This is a genomic window from Microbacterium sp. CCH5-D1 (genome assembly GCF_001557335.1).
In the GTDB taxonomy this organism is placed as follows: domain Bacteria; phylum Actinomycetota; class Actinomycetes; order Actinomycetales; family Microbacteriaceae; genus Microbacterium; species Microbacterium oxydans.
Window position 1 is genome coordinate 1 of sequence record NZ_LSJW01000310.1, and the last position, 1,099, is coordinate 1,099.

Consider the following 1,099-nt stretch of genomic DNA (forward strand, 5'->3'; position numbering starts at 1 on the left):
ACCCGCCCCGACTCGACGACCAGGAGGCGCTCGGCCAACGCGACAGCATCAGCGGCATCGTGGGTGACCGCGATCGTGGTGACCCCGGCGAGCTGGTCGCGCAGCATCTGTCGGATCTCGCCCGCCGTCACCGGGTCGAGCGCCACCAGCGGTTCGTCGAGCAGCACCGCGCGCGGAGAGGCGGCGAGCGCCCTGGCGACGGCCACGCGCTGCCCTTCACCACCCGAGAGCTCACGCGGCATCCGGTCCCCGGATCCGGCGAGCCCGACGCGTGCGAGCCACTCATCGGCAGAGTCTCGCGCGGCACGGGCGTCCGTGCCTGCCGCCCGAGGGCCGAAGGCGACGTTCTCGCGGACGGACAGGTGCGGGAACAGACGCGCATCCTGGCCGAGCAGCACGACCCCGCGGTTCATCGGCGGCGTCCGCACCCGTGGTGAGGCGACGCGGTCGACGACCCGGCCGGCGACCTCGATCTCTCCCGCGCTCAGCGGCTCGAGGCCCGCGAGTGCGTGCAGCAGGGTCGATTTGCCCGCGCCGCTGGGCCCCATGATGGCCATGGTCTCCCCCACCGCCACCTGCAGAGCGACGTCGACGGCGAAGTGCTCGCGATCGACCACGATGTGTGCGCGCAGCCCCGGCGCCTCGGCCCGGGTCTCCCTTCCCGTCATCGTGCGGCCCCTGGTCGCCAGCCGCGCACGAGAAGCAGCACGACGATGGCGGTCGCGAGCAGCAGCAGGGCGAGCGCTACCGCCGTGCCCTGCGAGACTCCCGCACCGTTGAACGCGGTGTAGATCGCGAGCGGCATCGTCTGGGTGACTCCCGGTCGATTGCCTGCGAACAGCGCCGTCGCACCGAATTCGCCGATCGCCCGCGCGAAGCACAGCACGACGCCAGCCACGATCCCCGGTGCCGCGATCGGCAGGGTGATGCGGCGCAGGATCGTCCATCGTCCGGCTCCGAGGGCCGCGGCCGTGCGCTCGTGGTCCACGCCCGACGTGCGCACGGCACCCTCGACGGCCAGGACCAGGAAGGGCAGCGCGACGAAGGTCTGCGCCAGCACCACGGCGGGAGTGCTGAAGGAGAGGCCGAGCCCGCCGAA

The 1,099-nt window shown here is 72.9% G+C and carries 2 protein-coding genes; both read right to left on the bottom strand.

What is annotated here, in order from left to right; all coding sequences use genetic code 11:
* Positions 1-668 (bottom strand): ATP-binding cassette domain-containing protein (locus AX744_RS18790; RefSeq protein ID WP_157543654.1); only part of this gene is annotated, 668 nt, incomplete at its 3' end.
* On the bottom strand, positions 665-1,099 hold a 435-nt coding region (locus AX744_RS18795; RefSeq protein WP_157543655.1), incomplete at its 5' end, for a molybdate ABC transporter permease subunit. The genes AX744_RS18790 and AX744_RS18795, both read right to left, overlap by 4 nt.